This window comes from Pontibacter actiniarum, from assembly GCF_003585765.1.
GTDB lineage: Bacteria > Bacteroidota > Bacteroidia > Cytophagales > Hymenobacteraceae > Pontibacter > Pontibacter actiniarum.
The window spans coordinates 2,600,271-2,624,129 of sequence record NZ_CP021235.1 but is presented as its reverse complement, the minus strand read 5'-3'; the positions used below and the strand labels follow the sequence as shown (position 1 = coordinate 2,624,129).

General features: G+C 52.8%; 22 protein-coding genes. 14 read left to right on the top strand and 8 right to left on the bottom strand.

The genetic code is table 11. From position 1 onward, the window contains the following. The first annotated feature begins 4 nt into the window (after nucleotides 1-4). From CA264_RS11380 to CA264_RS11360, 5 genes are all read left to right on the top strand, one after another. Nucleotides 5-1,438, top strand: a complete 1,434-nt coding sequence (locus CA264_RS11380) for a SusD/RagB family nutrient-binding outer membrane lipoprotein (RefSeq protein WP_025607245.1) — start codon at nucleotides 5-7, stop codon at nucleotides 1,436-1,438. A 112-nt stretch (nucleotides 1,439-1,550) separates the two neighbouring features. Beyond that, nucleotides 1,551-2,738, top strand: coding sequence for a phospholipase D-like domain-containing protein (locus CA264_RS11375; RefSeq protein WP_084196208.1), 1,188 nt, complete (start codon nucleotides 1,551-1,553; stop codon nucleotides 2,736-2,738). Between the two features lie 20 nt (nucleotides 2,739-2,758). Continuing rightward, nucleotides 2,759-4,186, top strand: coding sequence for a calcineurin-like phosphoesterase C-terminal domain-containing protein (locus CA264_RS11370; RefSeq protein ID WP_025607241.1), 1,428 nt, complete (start codon nucleotides 2,759-2,761; stop codon nucleotides 4,184-4,186). A 31-nt stretch (nucleotides 4,187-4,217) separates the two neighbouring features. Beyond that, nucleotides 4,218-5,132 (top strand): glycerophosphodiester phosphodiesterase family protein, encoded by a 915-nt coding sequence (locus CA264_RS11365; RefSeq protein ID WP_025607240.1) that lies wholly within the window; start codon nucleotides 4,218-4,220, stop codon nucleotides 5,130-5,132. Between the two features lie 33 nt (nucleotides 5,133-5,165). Further along, on the top strand, nucleotides 5,166-5,867 hold the full coding sequence (locus CA264_RS11360; protein ID WP_025607239.1) for a GDSL-type esterase/lipase family protein: 702 nt from the start codon (nucleotides 5,166-5,168) through the stop codon (nucleotides 5,865-5,867). 81 nt (nucleotides 5,868-5,948) lie between these two features. Here CA264_RS11360 and agaR read toward each other — a convergent pair whose 3' ends face one another. The 3 genes from agaR to CA264_RS11345 all read right to left on the bottom strand — a co-directional run bounded on the left by agaR (nucleotide 5,949) and on the right by CA264_RS11345 (nucleotide 10,003). Continuing rightward, nucleotides 5,949-6,713, bottom strand: coding sequence for a transcriptional repressor AgaR (gene agaR / locus CA264_RS11355; protein ID WP_025607237.1), 765 nt, complete (start codon nucleotides 6,711-6,713; stop codon nucleotides 5,949-5,951). 151 nt (nucleotides 6,714-6,864) lie between these two features. Then, a complete protein-coding gene (locus CA264_RS11350; RefSeq protein WP_025607236.1) occupies nucleotides 6,865-8,658 on the bottom strand; it encodes a mechanosensitive ion channel family protein in 1,794 nt (597 codons plus the stop codon). 616 nt (nucleotides 8,659-9,274) lie between these two features. Beyond that, on the bottom strand, nucleotides 9,275-10,003 hold the full coding sequence (locus CA264_RS11345; RefSeq protein ID WP_025607235.1) for a DUF4397 domain-containing protein: 729 nt from the start codon (nucleotides 10,001-10,003) through the stop codon (nucleotides 9,275-9,277). Nucleotides 10,004-10,369: 366 nt separating this feature from the next. Here CA264_RS11345 and nudC point away from each other — a divergent pair, with 366 nt between their 5' ends. Continuing rightward, on the top strand, nucleotides 10,370-11,293 hold the full coding sequence (nudC, locus tag CA264_RS11340; RefSeq protein WP_036776077.1) for an NAD(+) diphosphatase: 924 nt from the start codon (nucleotides 10,370-10,372) through the stop codon (nucleotides 11,291-11,293). 131 nt (nucleotides 11,294-11,424) lie between these two features. On the opposite strand, the gene CA264_RS11335 is transcribed toward nudC, so the two are convergent. The 5 genes from CA264_RS11335 to CA264_RS11315 form a co-directional block, all read right to left on the bottom strand. Next, the gene (locus tag CA264_RS11335) at nucleotides 11,425-11,832 is read right to left on the bottom strand and encodes a c-type cytochrome (protein WP_025607232.1); all 408 of its coding nucleotides are present in this window, start codon (nucleotides 11,830-11,832) and stop codon (nucleotides 11,425-11,427) included. Next, entirely contained in the window at nucleotides 11,819-12,502 is a 684-nt protein-coding gene (locus CA264_RS11330; protein WP_025607230.1) for an SCO family protein, read from the bottom strand. Before CA264_RS11330 ends, CA264_RS11335 begins: the two co-directional genes overlap by 14 nt. Next, nucleotides 12,486-12,926 carry a hypothetical protein gene (locus CA264_RS11325; RefSeq protein WP_025607229.1) on the bottom strand — a complete coding sequence of 147 codons (441 nt, stop codon included), beginning with the start codon at nucleotides 12,924-12,926 and terminating at the stop codon, nucleotides 12,486-12,488. Before CA264_RS11325 ends, CA264_RS11330 begins: the two co-directional genes overlap by 17 nt. Before the next feature lie 148 nt (nucleotides 12,927-13,074). Continuing rightward, the gene (locus CA264_RS11320; RefSeq protein ID WP_025607227.1) at nucleotides 13,075-13,458 is read right to left on the bottom strand and encodes a hypothetical protein; all 384 of its coding nucleotides are present in this window, start codon (nucleotides 13,456-13,458) and stop codon (nucleotides 13,075-13,077) included. 171 nt (nucleotides 13,459-13,629) lie between these two features. Further along, nucleotides 13,630-14,055 carry a DUF2267 domain-containing protein gene (locus tag CA264_RS11315; protein ID WP_025607225.1) on the bottom strand — a complete coding sequence of 142 codons (426 nt, stop codon included), beginning with the start codon at nucleotides 14,053-14,055 and terminating at the stop codon, nucleotides 13,630-13,632. 798 nt (nucleotides 14,056-14,853) lie between these two features. On the opposite strand from CA264_RS11315, the gene gyrB reads away from it, so the two are divergent. From gyrB to CA264_RS11275, 8 genes are all read left to right on the top strand, one after another. Next, complete coding sequence (gene gyrB, locus CA264_RS11310; RefSeq protein ID WP_025607223.1) at nucleotides 14,854-16,812, top strand: DNA topoisomerase (ATP-hydrolyzing) subunit B; 1,959 nt, start codon at nucleotides 14,854-14,856, stop codon at nucleotides 16,810-16,812. A gap of 518 nt (nucleotides 16,813-17,330) precedes the next feature. Further along, on the top strand, nucleotides 17,331-19,262 hold the full coding sequence (locus CA264_RS11305) for a M13 family metallopeptidase (protein WP_036776496.1): 1,932 nt from the start codon (nucleotides 17,331-17,333) through the stop codon (nucleotides 19,260-19,262). 216 nt (nucleotides 19,263-19,478) lie between these two features. Beyond that, nucleotides 19,479-20,078: a hypothetical protein gene (locus tag CA264_RS11300; RefSeq protein WP_169728056.1), complete on the top strand. Its 600-nt coding sequence runs from the start codon at nucleotides 19,479-19,481 to the stop codon at nucleotides 20,076-20,078. A gap of 75 nt (nucleotides 20,079-20,153) precedes the next feature. After that, on the top strand, nucleotides 20,154-20,333 hold the full coding sequence (locus CA264_RS11295; protein ID WP_157593696.1) for a hypothetical protein: 180 nt from the start codon (nucleotides 20,154-20,156) through the stop codon (nucleotides 20,331-20,333). A 379-nt stretch (nucleotides 20,334-20,712) separates the two neighbouring features. After that, nucleotides 20,713-21,510 (top strand): penicillin-binding transpeptidase domain-containing protein, encoded by a 798-nt coding sequence (locus CA264_RS11290; protein WP_025607215.1) that lies wholly within the window; start codon nucleotides 20,713-20,715, stop codon nucleotides 21,508-21,510. 66 nt (nucleotides 21,511-21,576) lie between these two features. After that, nucleotides 21,577-22,056, top strand: coding sequence for a hypothetical protein (locus CA264_RS11285; RefSeq protein WP_157593695.1), 480 nt, complete (start codon nucleotides 21,577-21,579; stop codon nucleotides 22,054-22,056). 72 nt (nucleotides 22,057-22,128) lie between these two features. Next, nucleotides 22,129-22,416, top strand: a complete 288-nt coding sequence (locus CA264_RS11280; protein ID WP_025607213.1) for a carboxypeptidase-like regulatory domain-containing protein — start codon at nucleotides 22,129-22,131, stop codon at nucleotides 22,414-22,416. Between the two features lie 9 nt (nucleotides 22,417-22,425). Further along, nucleotides 22,426-23,850, top strand: coding sequence for an alpha/beta fold hydrolase (locus CA264_RS11275; RefSeq protein WP_025607212.1), 1,425 nt, complete (start codon nucleotides 22,426-22,428; stop codon nucleotides 23,848-23,850). Nucleotides 23,851-23,859 lie beyond the last annotated feature (9 nt).

Genomic DNA, 23,859 nt, shown 5'->3' with positions numbered 1-23,859 from the left:
AAAGATGAAATTTATACTATCTAAATATACCATCGCCGCCGGCCTTGCCTGCAGCATGCTGTTCTCCTGCCAGGACGACTTTGAGGAGATCAACGCGGACCCCAACCGACTTGAGGCTGTGCTGCCCGGCACCTTGCTGGCACCTGCCTTGCTAAACGCTTCTAACGTGATGTTGAGCCGCACGCACCGCATCAGCCACGAGTTGATGCAGTACACGGTGCAGACGAACACGATCGATGAGTTTCACCGCTATGTTTTCCGCGATACCGAGCCTGACTACCTGTGGAAAAACCTGTACCGGTGGGCCACGAACGCCAACGACATGTATGACCTGGCCAGCGAGCTGAACGATAAGAACAACATGGCGGTGGCCCTGGTGGTGCGCTCCTGGATTATGGCCAACGTAACGGATCTCTTTGGTGACGTGCCTTACTCAGAGGCTTTTCAGGGAGACGAGCGGGTTTACTACCCTAAGTTCGATTCTCAGAAAGAGATCTACATGGATTTGCTGGCAGACCTGAAGGAGGCCAACGAACTGATCGACCTCTCGAAGCCGCTTGCCGCCAACGACCCTCTGTATAACGGCGACATGATGAAGTGGAAGAAGTTCAGCAACTCCCTCCGGCTTCGCCTGCTCATGCGCGTGTCGGGCAAGGAGGAGATGAATGCACCGGCTGCTATCAGTGAGATATACAACAACCCGGAGAAGTACCCGCTGTTCACCTCCAATGAGGACGCCGCCACCTTCAACTACACAGGGACCGCACCATTTGTGAATCCTTTTTCGGAGTGGCGCGCCTTTGAGTTTAACGGCAACCGGGACTACGGCTCTACCTTTATCAACATACTGAATGATGCCAACGACCCGCGCCGGGCGATTATCGCGACCAAGGTGGGCGGTACGTACGTCGGTATCGAAAGCGGCCAGCCGGAGAATATAGTGACCGACCAGCACGCGCTGGGAGCTTCTACTTACAATGATAAAGTACTCAAAAAGGCGACACAGCCTGCCTATATCCTGCCTTACTCAGAGGTTTTGTTTAACCTGGCGGAGGCAGCGCAGAAAGGCTGGATAAACGCGGATGCAGAGGAGCTTTATACCAACGCTGTCATCGCTTCTGTAGAGCAGTGGGGTGCCACGGCCACAGAGGAGTTCCTGCAGAACGAGAATATTGCCTACAACGGCACCATGGAGCAACTTATGGAGCAGAAGTACGTGGCCTTGTTCTTTGTGGGCTTTGAGAGCTGGTACGAGTACCGCCGCACCGGAATGCCGGAGCTCTTTAAAGGAAGCGCGCTGCAGAACAACGGACTGATGCCTGTGCGCCTGGAGTACCCGGTAATAGTGCAGGCTACCAACAAGGCCAGCTACGATGCCGCCGTTCAGCAGATAGGCGGAGACGACATGAATGTGAAGGTTTGGTGGCAGAAGGAGTAGGCACCACGGTTTAACTGTTTAAGGTGAAGGTTGAGGGCAAGCCCTGCGCGTTGCCCTATGTTTTAAACATGTAAGGCTGCCTTATTGGGGCAGCCTTACCTAAACACACGCGATGCGATACTTGTTACCCTCCTGTTTATTTGCCCTTTTTACCCTGCTAGTTTCCTGCGGCGGCTCCGACGAAGCCCCTGCTCCCCCTGTTGCAGAGGCTGTGCCCGTGACAGCCTCCTTCCCCGAAGCGGTCTTTACTGACCCTGCCAAAGTGGTGCGGGGAGTGTCTTCTACAGAGATTATGGACCGCTTAATAGCCCTGGTGGACGCAAGCCCCAGGAACTCGGCTATCTACATTTCCATCTTCCAGTTTGAGTACCCGGCCCTGGTAGCTGCCCTTAAGCGGGCGGACGCACGCGGTGTGGCGCTACACATCATGCTGGACTTAAGCAGGGAAGAGAGCATGGCTTATAACCCCGCGACAATTGACGACCTGAAAACAAACCTATCGGAAAACGCTGAACTGGTAGTTGTTGAAAGCGACGCCGGCAGCATTGCCATTAACCATAACAAGTTTGCGCTGTTCTCAGAGCTGGCCACTACGGCTGGCGGAGCCAGGAACGTTGTCTTCCAGACCTCGCACAACTTTACATTAGCCGGCACCCGTAAAGCGCAGGATGCGGTAATTATACCCCACCAGGGCCTGTACCAGGCTTACCTTAGCTATTGGCAGGACATGAAAAAAGGCGCGCAGCAGGGGATGAAGGACTACAACTACCAGGAGTTCCATGATCCTGCCGCCGGCGTGTCTGCCTTTTTCCTGCCGAAGCGGCGAAACGGCGGGGCGTACGGAGAAGACGCCATCATAGAGCTGCTGGACCAGATCTCTCAGCCTGCCACAGCTACTGTCCGCATCGGCATGTCTGACTGGGTGAGCTCGCGCATGAACATCGTGCTTAAGCTGGAGGAGCTTTTGCAGCAGGGGGCGCACCTGGAGCTGGTGGTGAAGAGCAGCATCAGCGAAGACATCCTCAGCGGTTTGCGTGCGCTGGAGGCGAAAGGAGCCTTCCTAAAAGTACTTAACATGACGGAGTCCTCCCGGCAGAAAGTGAATATCCACTCCAAATTTATACTTATAGAGGGCGTCTGGGACGGGAGCCAAACAAAGCTGCTGCAGACAGGATCGCATAATTTTACGCAGAACGCGCTGCGCTACAATAACGAAACTATTCTGCTGCTAAAGGACCACCCGCTTTATAGCCAGTATACTTCCTTTTTCGAGGAGCTGAAATCATTGCCAGGATTGTAAATACTAACCGTTGCTGTATCATGAAAAGAAGAAAATTTATTGCGAGCTTCCTACTGCTGTCCGGCGGTGTTGTACTTAGTAGCAAAACGGCGCTGGGCTTTCCTGGCATAGCCGGGGCCAGGGTAAGAGGAACTGTGAAGGCCCGTGGTAAGAAACTTGCCAACGTCATTGTGTCGGATGGCTTTAGCGTGGTGCAAACCGACAGGAAAGGGCGCTATGAGATACCGTTCAATGCGCAGGCGAGGTTTGTTTTTGTCTCTATTCCGGCAGGCTATGCCATCCCGAACGAAAACGGCATTGCCAGGCACTACCAGCCCTTCAACTCTTCGGATACAAAGCAAGAGTACCACTTTGAGCTGACGCCGCTGCAACAGGACGATACCAGCCATAGGTTTATTGTTTGGGCAGACCCACAGGTGAAAAACAAAAACGACGTGGAGGAGATGCAAACAACGGCGGCCCCCGATGTGAAGCGGTTGGTGCAGTCTTTCGGCGCAGGGGCGCTGGTGCACGGCATGACGGTGGGAGACATCGTGTGGGACAAGCACGAGCTGTTCAGCAGTTACGACAAAGCAGTAGCCAGCACTGGTATACCGTTCTTCCAGGCGCTGGGCAACCATGACATGGATTACAACAAGGGAGGTGACGAAGCGTCGGACGCTACTTTCCAAAGCCTCTATGGGCCTACCTACTATTCTTTTAACCGCGGCAAGGTACACTACGTGGTGCTGGACGACGTGCGTTACCTGGGTTCAGACAGACACTATGACGGAGCCCTTTCGGAGCAACAGCTGAACTGGCTGCGAAAGGACCTGGCGTTTGTGCCGAAGGAGCACCTGGTGGTTATAGGCCTGCATATACCGGTGCACAACGGCGTGGAGAATAACCAGGAGCTGTATGAGTTGCTGGGAGACCGGAAAGTGCACATTATGTCGGGCCACACGCACTATAACCGCAACGTGGTGAAGGACAATGTGTACGAGCACGTGCACGGCACCCTCTGCGGAGCCTGGTGGACGGGCCCTGTTTGCGGGGACGGTGCACCGCGGGGCTACGGTGTGTACGAGGTTAACGGAACAGACATGACCTGGTACTACAAATCCACCGGTTTTGAAAAAGACCACCAGCTAAGCGTGCAAGTAGACGACAGCGAAGGCCAGAAGTATATGGTGGCCAATGTCTGGAACTGGGATCCGGAGTGGAAGGTAGCGTGGTGGGCAGACGGTGCCTCTATGGGAGCGCTGGAAAGCACAAAGGGTTTTGACCCGCTGGCGGTTTCCCTTTACAAAGGCAAGGGGCTGCCGGAGAAGCGCGGCTTTGCAGAGCCTACCGAAACAGACCACCTTTTTAGGGCGGCGCTTGCCCCGGGCACGAAAAAGCTTAAAGTGGTGGCCACGGATCGATTTGGTAACCAGTATGAGCAATCCGTTGAAGTAGAAAACTCTTAAATTACCCTTTGCTATAAGTATACCCGTTTACATGAAAAACCTACTAAGTATAGCCCTTGCCGGCTTAGCGCTTTTTGCAGGCTGCAAGAGCAGCGAAAGCCTTTCGAAGCAAAACGCTCCGCTTCCCGCATTTGACACCGAGGGCCACCGCGGCAGCCGCGGCCTGATGCCGGAGAACACGGTGCCTGCCATGATAAAAGCCATTGACCTGGGCGTGACGACCATCGAAATGGACTGCCATGTGACAAAGGACCGGCAGGTAGTGGTAACGCACGACCCGCACCTTAACCCACTGTATGCGCGCACGCCGGCCGGGGAGGACTTCACAAAAGAGGAAAGCAAGCAGTACGCCATCTACCAGATGAACTATGACGATGTGCGCCGGTTCGATACCGGTTCCAAGCCGTACGCGCTGTACCCGCGCCAGCAGAAGATGGAAGCACACATCCCGCTGCTGTCTGAGCTCATAGACTCGGTGCAAACCTATCTGAAAGCCAACAACCTGCCGCAGGTCTTCTATAACATTGAGATCAAATCGAAAGAAGGGAAGGACAACGAGCTCCATCCAGAACCGGCCACTTTTGCAAAGCTGGTGGTAGAGGTGCTGGAGCAGAAGAAAATCACCCCCTGGGTCATCATCCAGTCTTTTGACATGCGGGCTTTGCAGGAGCTGCACCGGCAGCAGCCGCATATCCGTACTTCCCTGCTGATTAACAACGAGCAGTCGGTGGAGGAGAACCTGCGGCAACTGGGCTTTACACCGGATGTGTACAGCCCCCACGCAAAGCTGGTCACAAAGGAGCTGGTGCGGCAGTGCCACGACCGCCAGATAAAAGTGATTCCCTGGACGGTGAACACGGCCGAGGGAATTGCCGAAATGAAAGCCCTGGGGGTGGACGGTGTTATTTCGGACTACCCGGACCTGTTTGCCCAGGTGCAGCAGTAGCAAGCCATGTTCAACCAAGACGAAACAAATCGAATGAAACGACTAAGCCGATTGGTTAAGGGCGCCTTTGCCTTCGCGTGTGTTCTTTGGGGCACTTCAGCTGCCGTCGCGCAGGAGGCGGCGGCCTGGGACAGCACCTACCGTCCGTCTACGTACCAGGTGCAGGTGGATCAGTTCCGGGCGTACCCCAACTCCCGCAAGGACATCGTGTTCCTGGGCAACAGTATAACGGCGCACCCAAACTGGAATGAGTTACTTGGGCTAAAGAACGCCAGAAACCGGGGCATCTCAGGGGATATCACCTACGGAGTGCTGGAGCGCCTTGATGAAGTGACGGAAGGGAAGCCAGCAAAGGTGTTTTTGCTCATCGGGATAAACGATATTTCCCGCAACATACCAGACAGCCTGATTCTGCAGAATTACAAGAAGATTGTGCGGCGGGTAAAAACCGAAAGCCCCTCCACAAAGCTTTACATCCAGACGATACTGCCGACGAACAACACCTTCACTAAGTTTAAGAAACACTACAACAAGGAGGAGCATGTGTTCTGGCTAAACGAGGCGCTGAAACAGCTGGCCGCGGACGAAAACGTGACGCTTATTGACCTGTACCCTGCGTTTACGGACGGGGAGGGGCGCCTTGTGGAGGCCTACACGCATGATGGCCTGCACCTGACCCACCTGGGCTATCAGAAATGGGCCGAGCTGCTGCAAAAAGGAAAGTACCTGAAGTAGCAGCAGCCAAGTATAAAAAGCAGCAGGCCCCATACAACAAAGTATGGGGCCTGCTGCTTTTAGGTGGCAGGGGCGGGGCCGCTACACAATGGTAACCTTAATGCCCATGCCCTCCAGGGCCTTCACCACATAATCCGAAATACCCTTGTCGGTGATAATCTGGTCGATGTCATCGAAACCGCAGATTCTGCCGAAGCCCCTTTTCCCGAACTTGGTCGAGTCGGCCAGGACCACCGTTTTCTGCGATACCTTGATCATCTGCCGGTTGAGGTGGGCCTCCATCACATTGGTGGTTGTGAGGCCGAACTCCAGGTCAATCCCGTCTACCCCCAAAAACAGCTTGCTGAAGGAAAAGTCAGCCAGTATACTTTCTGCGTAGGGGCCGGTTACCGAGGACGAGCTTTTGCGGAGCAGTCCCCCGAGCTGGAGCACCTCAATCTCGGGGTGCCGCAGGAGTTCCAGGGCAACGTTCAGCGCAGAGGTAATAACCGTCAGGCTGCCGGAGGGCTGTATGTTCTTCGCCAGGGCCAGCACGGTAGTGCCCGAAGCGATCAGTATAGAGTCGTTCGGCTGCAGGAGCGTTGCGGCCTTCGCACCGATCTGCATCTTCTCAGAAGACTGTATCTTTTCCTTTTCATTGACGGAGCGGTCAATGGTGTAGGGGTTGTTCAGGGTGGCGCCGCCGTGTGTTCTGAACAGCAAGCCCTTATCCTCCAGCAGCTTTAAGTCTTTACGAATAGTGACAGAGGAAACATTTAGCTCTGCACACAAATCAGCCACGTTGATCTTTCCTTCTTTTTGCAGTTTATCAATAATCTGCTGGTGCCTTTCGGCTATGCTTACCATAGAGTGTCGTTTTCTTTAGACAGATATTCAAGTATGAAAATATAACATATTTTTGTTCTATGCATAACAAAAAGTTAATATTATCGCTGTAAGAAGCAGCGGGTGGCAAAACGCCCATGGCATTCATCTAAACCAGGCGCAACCCGGTTGGTTACCCTTTTTTCTGCAGGCTGGAGCCGTTGGAAGGATACGAAATTGTATTGCGCAGGCTCTGGATGCGCTCGGGAGTAAACTTAGGGATCTGGACGTCGTTGGCGGCACGCCATTTCTGAACCTGCTCCTCCGCCTCCTCAGACTTCTCCTTGGACAAGCCTTGGTCGCGGGCAATGTACAGGGTCTGCGACGGAAAGGCAAAGCCTGTACCGCTGGCTTCCACCACATCCATCATGCGTAAGTACAGGTCCTCCTGCACCTCCAGAAACTCATCAAAGTCTATTGCGTTGACGTAGGCGAAGACCTCCAGGTTTAGCGAGTCCGCACCTATCTTCACAAAGCGGATGCGTGCCGGCGACGGGTCCACTTTGGGGTGCGCGTACAGAATCGAGCGCAGCTCTACCAGCAGGTACCGAATCTGGTCCGGGGTGGTTTCGAAGCGCAGGCCAAAGGTGGGGTGAAACCAGAAGCGGTCTCTGTGGGCATAGTTTTCAATTTTAAGGGAGGAAAGCTCCCCGTTCGGAATGGTGACAATGGTACGCTCCAGCGTGCGAATGCGGGTAGAGCGCATCCCTATTTGCTCTACCGTACCGACCACGTCCCCAGCTTTGCAGAAATCCCCTACGCGCACGGGCTGGTCTGCTATAAGGGTGACGCTGCCCACAAAATTCTCCACGGTTTTCTGGGCGCCCAAAGCCAGCGCAATACCGCCTATACCCAGCGCGGCCAGGCCCGTGGTAACGTCAAAGCCAATGGAGTCGAGCAGGGTGATCACCCCTAGCACCACAAGCGCCACCTTGGCGGCGCGGCGGAGAAAGAGCAGCGCCGATACCCCGGCCATGTTGTTGCGGTGCAGCAGCCGCCTCTGCACAAACTGCGTAATGGCGTCTAAAAGGCGCCAAACCAGGAGAAGCACAGCCGCGACCCCTACAATTAGGGTTATCTCGCTAAACCGCTGGCGCACAATAATCGATATGCCGACCTGTTGACTGGCTACTACGAAAATCCAGACTGTGAAATATATCCTTAGTGGCAGGGCAAATGCCTTTACAATGCCCGCAGTGGGCTCTTCTCTCACCTTGTACCAAGACAAGCGGATCAGGTAGAGGGCAAGCGATACGATTCCCCACGCCAGCAGGTACGCCACCACGACCAGCAGTAGTATGGCCAGCCAGTGCCCTACAGGTACCCCGCCCCATTTGTTGTCTTCCAGCACACTGGGGCTGAGCTGGCTTACCAGCGGAACAAAGGCCTCCTCTTCATCCTGAAAAGGGATACGCTGCACCGTCTGCGAGGAAAACTTCCAGACTGGGCCCCCGTCCGGACCTTCTGTCTTTTCCAGTATCAGGCTAAAGGTTTCTCCGTTTACGGTGGCTTCGCCTACGCGGTCAAGGTTTGGGCCCAGCCCATCGTCCTGTACGCCGTTGGTATCGTTGCTTATCAGGGCATAGGGGTAGATCTTGCCGTTCTGGTCAAGTAGCCGCTGCAGGGCCCGCGCGAGCTCAGCCCCGTCCAGGTTCTCCTGCAGGGAGGGGGCCAAGCGTAAGTACTCGGCAGCCTTATCGTAGTTTTCGTTTGCAACGGCGCTGATAAAGCCCTCTACCGCACTGCGGGGGGTACGCCTGCCAAGCGAATCCATTGGCCAGCTGGGCTCCACGTCTGCCTGTGCAGCCTCAGTGGTGTCTGCTGCCTCCTCCTGGGCGGTTGCCGGCGCACCGGCAGCCAGGAAAAGCAGGAGCAGCACTGAGCAAAAGTATAAAAAGCCTCTGAAGGGTTTCCTGATGTATGGCATGTAAGCAAAAAGATGTTAAAGATGCGTGTTGTGCCCGCAGGGCAACTGCCTGTAAGCGGTGAGCATTATATACGGAGGAATGCGCCCTTTCTGTTAGGCCGGGCAGGAAAGACAGGGGTTGAGGGGCAACAGGGGCATTCGCCTGCCACTGCAGTTGCCGGTTGGTGCAGGTCAAAAGGCCAGCCCCGGTTTTGCTTTTTAAGTAAGCGAATGGGCTTTGGGAAAGTATACTGGTGCCGCGCTTTCTTGAGCTTAGCGCATGGGTGTTAGCCATTCCAGCCCCCCCTCTACCTGGCGCTTCCACAGGACGCAAAGCAGAGATGTGCCTGTATGAACTCCAACCTCGTAAAGCTGATCCTCAGTTACTAGCGTAATGCTGTTGTGCTGCAACGGAATCTATTGCGCAGCGGGAGTATTTCTTAAAGTAGTGAATACGGTAAGCTATGCCATGCTTTTTGCACCTGCATACCATGCAACGCTGGGTAGGGGAGGAGCTGTGACACAGCCGTTGCTCTACCAGGGGAAGAGCGGAGATAAGGGGTGGCAGGGCTAAAAGCAAAACCGCCGCAACTGTTATGTTGCGGCGGTTTATACTTAAGAAAGCGGCTGCTTTTGCTTAGAAGTTCTTAACTACCTGCGCACTCAGTGCATTGGTATTGCCGGATGGCGGCGTTACAAAGCCTCTGATGATCACAGTATAGGTTGTGCCGACCAAGAAATCGTTGCTGGAAACTGTTAGAAGCACATCATCCGAGCCAGCTGCCTTTATCTGCATAGAGTACTTGCCTGCATCTACGCTCATAAAAGGAGTAATGCCTTTAAAGTCCAGCTCGTTGGTCAGCGCAGTTTCGTTGGTGCTGCCTGCGGCTGATGCGCTAACCGCTACCGCTGGTGCATCAGGAGACAGGTTGATGATGCGCAAGGCCGCTTTCCCGGTAGCCGGAGCCTTTACGCTATCCTGCACTACAAGCAGTTCCATATCCTCCAGCTCATCTACGGCAAACATGGTGTAGGCGGCTCCTTCTTTAAACGTAAAGCTGGAGTCTACATAGGCGTTGGCTGCGTTAACAGGGGTAAGCTTAACGGTATAGGGGCCGGGCACAAACCCGTGGTAGCCGAAGTAGTTGGAGAACTTAATGGGCGCCCCGTTGTACTTCTGGTTGTTGAACTGGATATCCATCTCAGGGGCGTTAGGAGAGCCTTGGTAAAAGGACACATACGTAACGGGTTGTGGTTCTGGCGTCTCCAGGTCATCGTCCATACAGCCGGTTAGGGAGAAAGATGCCACACTAAGTAATACAAGGGCTGCTTTGCTGAAAAAAGACTTGCGGAAAAAGTTGTTCATGGTGATTTTGGATAGATTATAGTGGTTTCAGATTGTAGGCCGCCCTGCACTAAAGCAGACCCAGGCCACCAACAAGACCCGCCGTGGAGCAAAATGGTTGCATGTGCCGCATCAGAATATATGTTTTAACGCTAATATGTTGAAACACTGTATGCTGCATGCGTTAAACTTGCTTAGTGCACGGCTGCCCTGGTAAAGCTGCTCCCTTTTGTGCTAGTTTAGGGTTGCAACAAGATAGGCATTTATACTTACTCCTGTGTAAGGAAAGAGGCCCGGCGTATTTTGGCAGTAGAAAACTTTACCCTTAGCCTCTGGTGTTATACCTTTTGGGCGGCATTAAGCCGTTGCCATAAACAGACAGTTAAAATGAATTATTTTTCACATAACCCCCTAAACCGCTTTTCAGAAATTCGCCCGGATACCGCTAAAATGGGAGAGCTTTGGCGGCACGAGCAGGCACGCGTACTGGTGGTGAGTAATAACTTAAGCCTGCTGCAGGCAGAGGCCAGAGAGGCCGCTTTTCTGCAGCAGCAGGAAGCAGTTGCCCTGGCAAATCAGGCTGAAGTACGGGTCTACCTGGGCTCGGAAGGGGAGGTGCCCTACTTTGCCCTGGGGTTTGCAGGCTTGCCGCCGGCCTTGCTCCCTGAGGCGTACGAGCTGCATGACCTGAGGCAGGTGGCCCTGCAGTTGCCGCAGGAGCAAAGTGCCTTGCTGGCCTACGCGCGGGGCATGGTGCACTGGAACCTGCGCCACCTCTACTGCCCCGACTGCGGCAGCCTTACCTACAGCACAGCGGCCGGCCATGTGCGCCAGTGTAGCAGTGAGGCCTGTAACAAACACCACTTCCCGCGCACGGATACAGCCATTATCGTACTTATTTCCGAAGGCGACGCCTGCTTGCTGGGGCGCCAGAAAGTATGGCAGCCGGGTATGTACGCTGTGATTGCGGGTTTCCTGGAGCCGGGCGAAACACTGGAGCAGGCGGTGGCGCGTGAGGCCGAGGAGGAGACCGGCGTGTCGCTGCAAAGTATAGCGTATCACTCATCGCAGCCCTGGCCATTCCCAAGCTCCATCATGGTCGGCTTTCAGGCGGTGGCCGTAAACCGTGAGCTGCAGGTTAACTATGATGAGATGGAGGATGCCCGCTGGTTTACGCGTGAGCAAATTGTGGCGGGGCTGCAAAACGGAACACTCCGAATGCCGCCGCAGTTCTCGATTTCCTTCCGCCTTATCAGAGACTGGTTTAACCAAACAGGAGCGTACAAGCTGGAAGAGCTGGTTAGTGCCTAAGCCGCCGGTGCGGTAGGTACGCGTGCTGGCGGCTTCCCAACGTTTCAGCAGCCTGGCGGGCAAACAAAAAAGGGCGGGCCACCGGTTTTCTGGTGGCCCGCCCTTTTTCTATGCATCACAGGAGCGCGGTTTTACCTGGGGCACGCCTGCAGCAGTTGCTCTACCTCCGGCATGGTATAGCGCTCGTTGTTGTTGCCAAAATTGGTGTGGATATAGTTAAGCAGATTCGTGATCTGGTCCTCGCGCATGTTCTCTATGCCGGGCATCTCCTTGTTATACTCTACACCGTTCACCGTGACAGGGCCCTCCATGCCTTCCCGCACGATGCAAGGCAGCTGGTCGCGGTGAGTTTGAAGAAAGTCGGCGCCGGCCAAGGGCGGGATCAGGCCTTTGAGGCCACTGCCGTCCTCCATATGGCAGCTCTGGCAGTGCTGCTCATACAGGCGCTTGCCCTCGTCCTTTTTGTTCGTAAAGCACTGGGTAAGGGTGGTGAGGGCAAAGGCGCCCAGCACCACCGCTACAAACCTATTTTTTCTCATCCTTCTTGTCGTTCAGCAGCAGCGGAATATCCTGGATCAGCTGGTCTACCGACTCAGCCTTTGTGCCGTCGTAAATGCCCCGGATGTGCCGGTTGCCGTCCACCAGTATAAAATGCCCGCCGTGCGTAAAGCCCCCTTCGGCGCCTCCGTCCTCCTGTGCAGGAACCAGGTACTTCATGGCGATGTCGTAGATGCTGTCTTTGTCGCCGGTTACCAGGTGCCACTTATCCGACTCAATTCCCAGGCGCTCCGCGTAATCGTGCAGCACGGCTACCGTGTCGTGCGTCGGGTCGATGGAGTGGGAGAGCAGCATCACCTGCGGGTTGTCTTTGTAAGCCTCATACACGCGCAGCATCTGGCTCTTCATTTTAGGACAGATGGTAGGGCAGGTGGTAAAGAAGAAGTCGGTCACATACACTTTGCCGTCTACCGTTTCCTGTGTCACCCGCTGGCTGTCCTGGTCCACGAAAGCGAAGTCCGGGATCTGGTGGTACAGCGTGTCTACCACGGTTTCGCCGTTCACGGTGCGCTCCACAGGCTCGCGCTCTCCGTAGATAGGCAGTTCTTTTTCTGAGGCGCTATTGCTGCAACCGTAGAAGGCCGAGGTGGCCAGGGCGAAAGCCGCTGCGGCTACGCCGTACTTCAGGCTGAATTTATTTCTGTTGCTCATATCGGGATATGGTTTGCTTGGCAGCGCTGATGGTGCTGTCCATAACGGTTTGTACTCTCTCAATTTTAACAAGCTCCTGCTGCAGGTAGGCAACTGCCTCCTGGTGCTGCAACGAGTCAGGCGCTTTGTACTGGTGCATCCACTGCATCATCACTGCGTCGGCGCGGTTCAGCCCATCCAGCTCCTGCTGCAGGGCCGGCAGTGCGGTGCTGTCGGCTTGCGGCTGTTTCTCCAGCGTGTCGCGGAGGGTGCGCAGCTGGCGGCGCAGCTTGTAGATATCACCCATGCGGACCATGGCCTCGTCGTGTATCCCCAGAACCTTGTTCTCCAGGCTTGCTTTCTCCTCCGCCTCAGACGGCCCCACATTGCAGGACGACAGTACAACAGCCAGGGGAAAAGCCAAATATATAAAGTGCTTCTTCATGATGCTTATAAGGGTGAGGGCTAGCCGGTCGCTACCGCCTCAGTATTAGAATGAAAGTTTGGGTAAAAAGGTTTACGCCTTGCTACTGGCGCAAAAGTATAACAGGCTATCCAGAAACAGAAGCCAATTACTTAAAAGACGCTTCACCTTAACTCTTGGGAGGGCGGAAAGGCACGGGCAGCTCCCTTCTACGTTCACGGAGCGTGTAAACGGCTGCTGGCGTAGCTGCGGCGGCTGCCCAGGGGTGTGGGAGCGCGGCCAGAAGGTGCGGCATGCCCTCCACTGGCTGAAAAGCCTGTAGCAGGTGCTGGAGCAGCTCTTTCTGGAGTTGCCGGGAGTGCAGCTGCCTGATTTCTTTGCGCAGCTGGCATTTTATGTGGCACTGCCGTTGTGGCTTGTCGCGGCTGATGCAAAGTGTTTCAGAGGCGTGGGCGGAGGTAAGCTGGTGGTGCACCAGTGGCACTACATAGCGCATGGTAGCCATCAGGTAGATGACCAGCATACTCAGTCCGATAAAGTAGCTCCGCCACATGCTGCAAAGGTATGGCCGCTGTGCGGCAAGTGCAAGCACGTTGCTAATCCGGGGCAGTAAACAAAAAGTGTATGACCGGAGTGAGCGAAAAGTATACCGCTGCCTACAGCTGAGAACAAAAGAAAAGCCCGGACTAAGCCGGGCTTTTTATACTTTAACACATCTGTTTTCTTAAGCAGGTACCGTTATCTCGGAGTGAATAGCCTGTGCAATCTGCTCATACTGCCCCTCAGAAAGATGGTCGCGCAGAAACGTCATCACATCCTGGAAAGCATAGAAGGCATGATCCAGTGTCGGGAAATCGCTTTCTGCTGCTCCGGAGTCCTTCGAGCGGATATACTCCAGCCATTCGTCCTCGTGGCGAATGCGAACAGGCTCATGCATCGAAAACCCATCGTAGTAAATTCCTTTCCACAGCACTGGAATCTGCGCCCCCAGGTGAATGGCCTCACCCGTTGGGATGCGGTCCCGGATGGCGTGCAGCACAGCTCTGAAGATACGGGCTGCCTTCTGTTCGTCCTCAATACCTAAGTAGTTGCAAAGCTCATGCAACCATGTTTTCGCGTCTTTTAAATAATTCTCAAAGTTCATACTCATAGTTTGTTTTCGTTTGTAGATCGAATGTACATTTATAAAAAACGAACAGAACGGGACAGGGTTATACTGGCCGGCGACGTTGCGGGTCTTGCCCTCGGTTTTGAGTGTGAACCCCTGTTTCAGTAAAGGCAGGGGCACTTGTTGCGCAGCAGTTATACTTTGCGCGGTAATTTACAAGCAGGGGCTTATGCGCAAAAGGCACTGGAGAGTGCCGAAGCAAAGCTACGCTTCCTGAGTAGCGGTAGGGCAAGTATGGCGCTGTGGGCGTGGGCATCCGGGCAGGCAGTGCACGGCAGTAGGATGGGCTTCGCCGGCGCATGGTGCCGAGGGTAAAGGGGAAGCCTTGGGAGTGGCTGAGTCGTTTCTTGCCTGGCGCGCTGTTTCTATTTTACCTGTAGATGCGCCTGGTCTGTGCCTCTTCCAACATGCTACTGGCAGGGCGGCCTCAACGGGGAGTGCCATTCGCTGCACCAGAACCCGCCAAACCGGTGAAGTTGACCTCAAGCGCACTGCCGTTTTGCCGGGAGATGGCCGGAGGAAAATGCCCGCTCTAAGCCGTTGTTTCTGCTGCGAAAGCAGGAGCAACAGGCTGCTGTTGTTTTGCATTTTAGGGAGGTAAATACCACGCAAACAGGCACTATTAAAGAGGTTAATTTGTTAATTTATAGTGAGATATGCTTTGTGCCCGGGCGCAGCATGAAGGGCTTCGGCAAACGGCTGTTCGGAAGGCGCTCAAAAGTATAGTTTAAACGAAATAAAAGTGGTAATTTTACCTATTCAATCTATCTTTTTACACACATGAGTGAAGTAGAAGAAAAATCATTAGCAAACGATTATTCAGCAAATAGCATCCAGGTACTGGAGGGACTCGAAGCAGTTCGTAAGCGCCCGGCCATGTACATCGGCGACATTGGTATTAAAGGCCTGCACCACCTGGTGTGGGAGGTGGTAGATAACTCCATCGACGAAGCCCTGGCGGGGCATTGCGATGAGATCAATGTCACTATCAACGAAGATAACTCCATCACGGTATCCGACAACGGCCGTGGTATTCCAACGGATTTTCACCAGAAAGAAGGCCGCTCTGCCCTGGAGGTAGTAATGACGGTGCTGCACGCCGGTGGTAAATTCGATAAAGACACATATAAAGTATCGGGTGGATTGCACGGCGTGGGTGTATCCTGCGTAAACGCACTCTCCACCGACCTGCACGTAACGGTGCACCGCAAGGGCAAAATTTACGAGCAGCACTATAACATCGGTGTGCCGCAGTACCCTGTGCGCGAGATTGGCGAGACAGACAGAACCGGCACCACGGTACAGTTTAAGCCTGACGCCTCTATTTTCACGGCGACAGAGTATAAATTCGACACCATCGCCAGCCGCCTGCGCGAGCTGTCTTTCCTGAACAAGGGCATTCGCATTAACCTGAAAGACCTGCGGGAGTTAAACGACCAGGGCGAGCCGCTAAACGATTCGTTCCTGTCTGAAGGTGGCTTGAAGGAGTTCGTAACCTACCTGGACGAGACGCGCGAGAACCTGATTCCGGAGCCGATCCACGTGGAAAGCGAGAAGAACGGTGTGCCTGTGGAGATTGCCCTGCAGTACAACACGTCTTACTCAGAGAACATCTTCTCTTATGTAAACAACATCAATACCATCGAGGGAGGTACGCACGTGGCTGGTTTCCGCCGTGCCCTTACCCGTACACTCAAGGCCTATGCCGAGAAATCAGGCATGCTGGATAAGGTAAAGGTGGACATTGCCGGTGATGACTTCCGTGAAGGCCTGACGGCGGTTATTTCTGTAAAGGTGGCGGAGCCTCAGTTTGAGGGGCAAACGAAAACGAAACTGGGTAACTCAGAGGTTTCCGGTGCCGTGGACACAGCCGTAGGCGAAATGCTGAACCAGTACCTGGAGGAAAACCCGAAGGAGGCCCGCACGATCGTAAACAAGGTGATCATAGCCGCCCAGGCGCGCCACGCTGCCCGCAAGGCCCGCGAGATGGTGCAGCGCAAGAACGTGCTCTCCAGCACCAGCTTGCCTGGTAAACTGGCCGACTGCTCGGATAACAACCCGGAGAACTGCGAAATATACCTGGTGGAGGGTGACTCCGCCGGTGGTTCTGCCAAGCAGGGCCGCGACCGTAAGTTCCAGGCTATTCTGCCGCTGCGCGGTAAGATCCTGAACGTAGAGAAGGCGCAGGAGCACCGTATTTATGAGAGCGACGAGATCAAGAACATGATCACGGCCCTTGGCGTTAGCTTTGGCACCCAGGAGGATGAGAAAGCCCTGAACATGGACAAGCTGCGTTACCACAAGATCATCATCATGACGGATGCGGACGTAGACGGATCGCACATTCGTACCCTGATTCTGACGTTCTTCTTCCGCTACATGAAGGAGCTTATCGAGAAAGGCTATGTGTACATTGCATTGCCTCCGCTGTACCTCGTGAAGAAAGGCAAGGAGGAGCGCTACTGCTGGTCTGAGCAGGACCGTATCGATGCCATTGCTGAGATTGGTAAGGGAAGAGAAGAAAGTGTGGGAGTGCAGCGCTACAAAGGTCTTGGCGAGATGAACCCTGAGCAGCTGTGGAACACGACCATGGACCCTACAAGCCGCAGCCTGAAGCGCGTAGACATCGAGTCTGCCGCAGAGGCCGATCACCTGTTCTCGATGCTTATGGGCGACGAAGTTGCTCCGCGAAGAGACTTTATCGAACGAAACGCCAAGTATGCACGCGTAGACGTGTAAAGCTTCAGCAGAATTCATAAAAAGCGACGGCCATACTTTACAAAGTATGGCCGTCGCTTTTTATGTTACCCTAGCTCTCTGGCTGTGAGCCTCCTTTAGGCTGCCACGGGAAAGAAGTTATCCACCCGTTAAACCCTGAGCCTGCTCCTCGCTCTAACTAGAGGAGCTACTGCAGGAAGGCCTACAGCGGCTGCGTTTACAGGAAAGTAACACGCAGCACCGTCTGAATTTTATTATGGCAAATCTTGTATATCTTGCACAAGCGCAGCTAAAGATTCCCTTAGGAGCTTCTGTTTAACTTTTAAGCATTACATTAGGGGGAGAATGGCAGTATTCGCTTTCTGACTAAAAACGAACTATTCAATTAATCTTAACTAAACTACCCTTCGATGAAGAACGTGTCGAACTGGAAAAACCACCTGAGACTACTACTTTTCGGGGCTGCTACCCTTTATGGTGTAGATGCCGCCGCACAGCAAAACGGAGCACCCAAAGGGCCTTTTATCGATAAGTCTAACATGGACCTTTCGGTGAAGCCCGGAGACGACTTTTATACTTACGCCAGCGGCGCCTGGATCAAAAGCAATCCGGTGCCAGCCAAAGAAACCCGCTGGGGAAGCTTTAACCTGCTGCGTGATTTTAACATCAATGCCGTAAAGGATATCCTGAACGAAACCGCTGCGGACAAGAACGCGGCGCCCGGCTCTGTGAAGAAGCGCGTAGGTGACTTCTATGCCGCCGCCATGGATAGCGCCACCATCGATAAGCTTGGCTACAAGCCTATCAAGAAGGACCTGAAAAGAGCCGGCTCTGTAAAAGACGTGAACGGCATCCTGAACGAGGTGGCCTACCAGAAAACCGCTGGTATTGCCTCTCCGATGTTCGGCTTCTATGTAGGCCAGGACCGCAAAGACGTAAATACCATGATTCCGCAGCTGAGCCAGGGCGGCACAACCCTGCCAGACCGTGATTACTACCTGAAGGACGACGCGCGCAGCCAGAAAATTCAGCAGGCTTACAAGGCGTACATCACTAAACTGTTTACCCTAACCGGCACACCGGAGGCAAAGGCGCAGCAAAATGCCGAAACCATCTTTAACCTGGAGAAGAAGATGGCCGAAGCGCAGATGGCACGTGTAGAGATGCGCGACCCGTACAAAACCTATAATAAGTTTGCCGTTGCCGACTTCAGCAAAACCACGCCTAACATGGACTGGAAATCGCTGATGGCGAAGCTGAAGGTTACCGGCGAAGACACCATCTTGGTGAACAACCCTAAGTTCTTTACCGAACTTAACGGCCTGCTGACGAGCACACCTACCGCTGACTGGCAGACGTACCTGCAGTGGAACGTGCTGAAGTCATCGGCACCTTACCTGAGCACGCCGTTTGTGGACGCCAACTTCGCTTACACGCAGGCGCTGACCGGGCAGAAAGTGCAGACCCCGCGCTGGCAGCGTATGTCTTCTCTGACAGACAACACCGTTGGGGAGCTGCTGGGCCAGCTTTACGTGGAGAAGCACTTTAAACCAGAGGCGAAAGCCCGAATGAACGAGTTGATCAGTAACCTGATCAAAGCGTACGAGATCCGCATCAACAACCTGGACTGGATGAGCGCCGCCACCAAAGAGAAGGCGCTTGCCAAACTGCATGCCTTCAGGCCGAAGGTGGGGTATCCGGATAAGTGGAAAGACTACGAAGGGCTGGAGATCAACCGCAAGGCATTCTTCCAGAACGTGCGCAATGCCGGCGAGTGGGGCTATAAGGATATGGTAAGCCAGCTGGGCAAGCCAGTAGACAGAACAAAGTGGGGAATGACGCCTCCGACTGTTAATGCCTATTACAGCCCGGTGATGAACGAGATCGTGTTCCCGGCAGGTATCCTGCAGTTCCCTTTCTTCGATCCGAACGCGGATGATGCCGTGAACTACGGCGGTATCGGTGCGGTGATCGGCCACGAAATCTCCCACGGCTTCGACGACTCCGGCAGCCAGTACGACAAAGACGGTACCCTGCGCAACTGGTGGACCGCGGAGGACCGCTCCAGGTTTGAAGAGAAGGCAGCGGCTTTGGCAGCGCAGTATGATGCCTACACCGTGCTGGATACTATCCACGTGAACGGTAAGCTTACTCTGGGTGAGAACATTGGCGACTTAGGGGGGCTTAGTGCCGCTTACGAAGCCTTCAAAATGACGGAGCAGGGACAGTCTAAGGAAATGATTGACGGTTTTACGCCGGATCAGCGTTTCTTCCTGTCTTGGGCACAGGTTTGGAGAGGCAACATCCTGCCAGAGGCAGCCGCACAGCAAATCGTGACGGACCCGCACTCGCCAGGCCAGTACAGAACCATCGGTGCGCCGGTAAATATGGATGCCTGGTACGAAGCCTTTAACGTGCAGCCAGGTGATAAGCTCTACAAAGCACCAGAAGATAGAATCAGACTCTGGTAACCAGAGCTGCAGTAAGTACAGGTTTTATAAAAGCCGCCCTGTCATCAGGGCGGCTTTTATATTTTCAGGGCGGCTTTTATATTTTAAAGAATAATTCTATATTGAGTTATAATAGTTAAACTATGGACTGGAGGCTCCAGCTAAAGGGCTAATAACCGGAATAACCCTTTATATGCAGCCGTTGTAAAAAGTATAATAAACTAAATGAAAATAAATATGAAAAAAATTTCCATCCTCAATCTACTGTTTCCTCTTTTATTGGTCCTTTTCATTTCTTGTAGCAAAGACTCACCTGAGCCAGAAGAACCTTACATAGGCAATGGATATATTAAAGGAAACTTTGGTTCCGAATACCTCACCTATACCGAGAAAGCCGTTACCACCGGTGGAGAGGCATGGGGTAATTCCTATGATCCCAATATCAATGGTGGCGAACTTCATATATCCAGAGACGGCACCTCTCCCGACCAACGTCATATAAGTATAGAAATTAGAAACATTGATTTAGATAACCTGCCAATCCCTTCTGTGGTTTACGGGGAGCAAGCTCCTCGAAATAAGAATGGCTTTTTAGCCGCTGGCGGTGTGGGGCTTTATGATCCTGCCTCTGTGCCACAAGGCACTAGTCATTTTGGGCCTGAGGATAGCTATAACTATATGGGGAGTACCTATGAAGAAGGCCTTACGGTACGTGTAACGAGCAAGAAGAATGACATCATTGAAGGCACATTTGAAGGTGAGATTAAGACGCCAACGGGTTTGGTGAAAACAGTCACAAATGGTGAATTTAGAGTTAAAATCATCAGGAAAGAATAATCTTTTCTAACCTTGCCCATAAGCCAGTTACGCGGCCTTATGGGCAAGGCCGTTGACATAGTAGAAACTAAAGAAATGACAACAACTACTATAATTCTGGTCTTAAGCTTAATTTTTGCTGCTGAAGCACTTGCTGGCGAATGTGCTCCTGTTTCATTAGAGCGAAGCTATCAGTCTGCAGATTTTGTCATTCTTGCCAAAGTTGGATATGTAAAAGATAGCCTGCTAAAGAAATCTCGATACATGAATGTGTGACGAATCTACTCTATACTGGCATCCGGCATAAGGGTGGAGTTGATGTAGTACTTCAACTGGAAAAGGTTTATAAAGGGAACATTGCGGCTAGCTAAATAGAAATAATTACTGACTGGACTATGTGCAGTCAATTCTCTAGGAAAGGACAGTGCTACGTTGTCTTCGGCTGTATTTCTGACAAAGGCACATTTACAACAAAGGTTTATTCTGGCACTTTCTCAACAGCATAGAAAAGGCTTACTGTAGTCTTTTAAAAGTATAAGCAAAGAATAACATTATGCAGTTAGCTGCGCCACCATAGCCCTATTCGTGTGCAAAAAAAGAAGCACAAGTATGTTCTTTACTTAGGCCCACACTCTACCACCCAAATCCTTCAAAAATGAGAGTAACGTTAACTCTTCTTTTGCTTTTAGTTACATTACAGGTCTGTGCGCAGATCAACCTCGAGAAGCCTTTCCTGAATTGTAACATACACGGCAGTATCACCTTGTATGATTATCAGGCAAAGCAGTGGATATTCAGCAACAGCAATGATAGTCACACAGCCACGCTGCCTGCGTCTACTTTTAAAATTATCAATACTTTAATCGCCCTTGAGACAGGTGTAGTTGCCGACGAGAACGAAATTGTTGTTTGGCCGGGAAAAACAGACACAGTGAAGTACGCCTACCGACCGGATATTTACCATGATATGAGCCTCAAGCAAGCTTTTAAACTATCAGCGGGGTGGGTGTATGTGGAGCTGGCAAAAAAGATCGGAAAGAACAGGTATGAGGAGTTTCTTACAAAATCAAACTATGGGAATGCAGATGTGTCTGAAAACAACCCTGACTTCTGGAACTTTGGAAAGTTTGCCATTACACCTACCAACCAGATCGAAGTACTGGTTGGCGTGTACGAAGAAACCCTGCCCTTTTCCAAGAGATCATTCAAGATACTGAAGGAGATCATGAAAGAGGAGGAAACCGACAGCTACACCCTGAGGGCAAAAACTGGATGGACAAGGGATGGGGGAAAAGATACAGGCTGGTGGGTTGGGTATGTAGAAAAGGCAGACAATGTATACTTCTTCGCTACCAGGTTGGTGAAAGACCGTAACTCGCCTAACCCTGATTTCGGGCGCTGCCGAAAGGATATTACAAAGTCAGTTTTAAGGCAGCTAAAAGTGATTCAATAAAAGCGAGTGCACCAGATTGCCAGTGCTTCAACACTCCCTGGCCTACCCGCTGCAGCTAAACATTAGATGAAAACAGACACTTATCAACCAAGCTGTTACAGCCTACCCGCTAGCTGGGCTATAGGAACTGCCCTGCTTTCAGTGGCTGTATCAGAGGTAACGGCGACCTTTGTAAGGCCTATGTACGGAAAGGGGCAGGGGCTGATTCCTGAACTACTCGGTGTGCTGCCTAATTTTCTGGCCGGCTTTCACCTTCCTTTTATACTGCTTGGCGCCTACTACTGGTTTATGCTTGATCTGGAACGAACACATCCAGAGGCCTTGCAGTCAGCTGAACTTTCGCGCAGTCAAATTACTGGGGCTTTTCTGGCTGTTTCTGTGCTTACAATGGCAGGGCTAACACTGTGGGAGTTCCTGCAGATAGGCAGTAACCTTGTGTATGACCACAAAGATTTGGCAGCAACCATCGGAGGTTCAATTGCTAGTGTGCTCTTCTTTACAAAAACCTTCCTTGTTGAAAACAAACAGGCTCTACAGCAGCCATAAAGTCGTTTTGTTGCTACCTACTCTAAGGTTTTTTGTTAACTTTAACTACTGTACTAAATAGCCCTTTTACCTATGAAAACAATAAAACTGTTCCTGTTGCTGCTACTGCTTTCATCTTATGCGAGCGCTCAAACTCTGCTTTTTAAAGGAAAAGTTATCGACAGATTCCAGAAGAAACCAGTGCCGTTCGCAACAATTGGCATCAAAGGCAAAAGCCTGGGCACTGTGGCAGGCGAGAACGGAGAATTTCAGTTCTCAGTGCCCGCCACCGCTGTTTCTGATGAGGAGCAGATTGTTGTTTCCTGCGTTGGCTACAAAAATGTAGCGGTTCCCGTCTCAGCCTTTATAGGCGGGCAGTAGCAGGTAAGTTTGCCGCCAGCCTCCGTTAGCTTAGGCGAAGTTACCGTTAAGGAACGCAGGGTAAAGACGAAGACCTTTGGCAGGACGGGAAGCTCTACCTTTATGGTGGCCAACATGTACACCGAAAGCAACCACATTTCTGATGCCTTGGCCAAGGAGCAGGGCACCATCATAAAACTCGATGATGAGGTGCTCCTGAAGGACTTCAACATGCACGTGGTGTTCAACAGGTTCAAGTATGTTAAATTCCGGCTGAACATTTACAGCGTAAAGAATGGCCTCCCTGACAAGCCCTTGCTCAAGGAGGACGTCCTGTTTGATGTTACGGAGAAGGAGGGATGGGTGAAAGTGGACCTAAGAAAGTACCATGTTTTCCTGCAGGACCAGAACCAGGTGGCCGTTACCATTCAATGGCTCGAAAGCGAGGCGACAGAAGGAGAGAGAAAGGCTTTCAGCGTTTCAGCTGTTCCTGTACCTACGCACGCCATGCTGTTCCGCGACAAAAGCCAGGCCCAGTGGAAAGAAGTAAAGCCGGCCTACCTTAGCTTCTACCTGACGGCAGACGCCTATAAAGGAAGAAACAGGAACACCGCAACTGCGCAAAAGCCGGAAGAAGACTATGTGCTGCCGGATAGCCTGAAGTACCTTCGCTTTTTAGACCTGCAGGCGCCTGAAAACATGTATGGCAACCGCCACTACGGCGACAGCCTGCAGGCGGGCGACTATGTGGAGGTGCGTGGCGCAAAGCTATACTACGAGACGTACGGGCAGGGGGAGCCGCTGCTGCTGCTTCACGGAAACGGGCAGTCTATAGCCGCTTTCTCACAGCAGATAGAAGCCCTCTCCCGAAGCTACAGGGTAATTGCGGTGGATACCCGCGCCCACGGCAAAAGCAAAGACGACGCAACCGGGGAACTCTCCTACGACCTGTTCGCCTCCGATATAAAGCAGTTGCTGGACTCCCTCCACCTGAAGCAGGTAAACGTGCTGGGGTGGAGCGACGGAGGTAACACCGCTTTAAAGATGGCCCTGCATTACCCCGCCTATGTAAAGAAGGCAGCTATTATGGGCGCTAACCTTTTCCCGGATGCAACGGCTGTAGAAGGCGGGCTGCTGGAGCTTTTTAGCAGGCAGCTCTCAGAACTGGAGGGCAAGCAGGACGAACTGTCGCTGAACGAGGCACGGCGGCTGCGTTTGCTGTTGAATGAGCCGCATATGACCTTCGAGGAGATAAAAGCAATCCAGGCTCCTGTGTTGGTCATGGCCGGTGAGCATGACGTTATTCTGGAGCCGCACACCAAAGCGATAGCCGAGAGTATAGCAGGAGCGAAACTCATCATCTTCCGCGACGCCTCCCATTATGCCCCGCAGGAAGTGCCTGTTGAGTTTAACAAAGCGGTTGCCGATTTTTTCGCACGGCAGCCTACCCTGTGAAACAATGCC

Excerpts from the sequence above, each read along its gene's own strand:
- CA264_RS11350 (WP_025607236.1), bottom strand. The coding sequence starts at position 8,658 with ATGCCATACATCAGGAAACCCTTCAGAGGCTTTTTATACTTTTGCTCA.
- CA264_RS11280 (WP_025607213.1), top strand. The coding sequence starts at position 22,129 with ATGAAAACAATAAAACTGTTCCTGTTGCTGCTACTGCTTTCATCTTAT.
- gyrB (WP_025607223.1), top strand. The coding sequence starts at position 14,854 with ATGAGTGAAGTAGAAGAAAAATCATTAGCAAACGATTATTCAGCAAAT.
- CA264_RS11300 (WP_169728056.1), top strand. The coding sequence starts at position 19,479 with ATGAAAAAAATTTCCATCCTCAATCTACTGTTTCCTCTTTTATTGGTC.
- CA264_RS11335 (WP_025607232.1), bottom strand. The coding sequence starts at position 11,832 with ATGAGAAAAAATAGGTTTGTAGCGGTGGTGCTGGGCGCCTTTGCCCTC.
- CA264_RS11370 (WP_025607241.1), top strand. The coding sequence starts at position 2,759 with ATGAAAAGAAGAAAATTTATTGCGAGCTTCCTACTGCTGTCCGGCGGT.
- CA264_RS11295 (WP_157593696.1), top strand. The coding sequence starts at position 20,154 with ATGACAACAACTACTATAATTCTGGTCTTAAGCTTAATTTTTGCTGCT.
- CA264_RS11375 (WP_084196208.1), top strand. The coding sequence starts at position 1,551 with ATGCGATACTTGTTACCCTCCTGTTTATTTGCCCTTTTTACCCTGCTA.
- nudC (WP_036776077.1), top strand. The coding sequence starts at position 10,370 with ATGAATTATTTTTCACATAACCCCCTAAACCGCTTTTCAGAAATTCGC.
- CA264_RS11320 (WP_025607227.1), bottom strand. The coding sequence starts at position 13,458 with ATGTGGCGGAGCTACTTTATCGGACTGAGTATGCTGGTCATCTACCTG.
- CA264_RS11345 (WP_025607235.1), bottom strand. The coding sequence starts at position 10,003 with ATGAACAACTTTTTCCGCAAGTCTTTTTTCAGCAAAGCAGCCCTTGTA.
- CA264_RS11290 (WP_025607215.1), top strand. The coding sequence starts at position 20,713 with ATGAGAGTAACGTTAACTCTTCTTTTGCTTTTAGTTACATTACAGGTC.
- CA264_RS11360 (WP_025607239.1), top strand. The coding sequence starts at position 5,166 with ATGAAACGACTAAGCCGATTGGTTAAGGGCGCCTTTGCCTTCGCGTGT.
- CA264_RS11315 (WP_025607225.1), bottom strand. The coding sequence starts at position 14,055 with ATGAGTATGAACTTTGAGAATTATTTAAAAGACGCGAAAACATGGTTG.
- CA264_RS11325 (WP_025607229.1), bottom strand. The coding sequence starts at position 12,926 with ATGAAGAAGCACTTTATATATTTGGCTTTTCCCCTGGCTGTTGTACTG.
- CA264_RS11285 (WP_157593695.1), top strand. The coding sequence starts at position 21,577 with ATGAAAACAGACACTTATCAACCAAGCTGTTACAGCCTACCCGCTAGC.
- CA264_RS11330 (WP_025607230.1), bottom strand. The coding sequence starts at position 12,502 with ATGAGCAACAGAAATAAATTCAGCCTGAAGTACGGCGTAGCCGCAGCG.
- agaR (WP_025607237.1), bottom strand. The coding sequence starts at position 6,713 with ATGGTAAGCATAGCCGAAAGGCACCAGCAGATTATTGATAAACTGCAA.
- CA264_RS11365 (WP_025607240.1), top strand. The coding sequence starts at position 4,218 with ATGAAAAACCTACTAAGTATAGCCCTTGCCGGCTTAGCGCTTTTTGCA.
- CA264_RS11305 (WP_036776496.1), top strand. The coding sequence starts at position 17,331 with ATGGACCTTTCGGTGAAGCCCGGAGACGACTTTTATACTTACGCCAGC.
- CA264_RS11380 (WP_025607245.1), top strand. The coding sequence starts at position 5 with ATGAAATTTATACTATCTAAATATACCATCGCCGCCGGCCTTGCCTGC.